We start from the raw sequence: 231 nt of genomic DNA, 5'->3' as shown, positions 1-231 counted from the left end.
GCGGCCGGGACCCGGCCGCGCGGGCGGGAAGTGGCGACCGACGACGCGGGGGTGGTGCACGCGCCGCGCGGCCCCGGGGACGCGCCGGTGCAGGGGCACCGGGAGAGCGTGCTGTCGTCCGACGGGCTGGCGACGCTGCGCCGGCTCGGCGGGCACGCCCTGGTTACCGCCCCGGCGCCGCGGTGGCGGCGGACCCGCCGCGCGCCCGCTTGCGTGACCTGCCATGGCCTC

General features: G+C 82.7%; 1 protein-coding gene. It reads left to right on the top strand.

All coding sequences use genetic code 11. The annotated features are described in order from the left end of the window. Positions 1-30: 30 nt before the first annotated feature. On the top strand, positions 31-231 hold a 201-nt coding region (locus KVT14_RS21785; protein WP_217617431.1), incomplete at its 3' end, for a hypothetical protein.

It is taken from the genome of Cellulomonas sp. GbtcB1, assembly GCF_019091725.1.
Classification (GTDB): domain Bacteria; phylum Actinomycetota; class Actinomycetes; order Actinomycetales; family Cellulomonadaceae; genus Cellulomonas.
The sequence above is the reverse complement of the archived record's forward strand: the minus strand, read 5'-3'. Positions and strand labels throughout refer to the sequence as shown.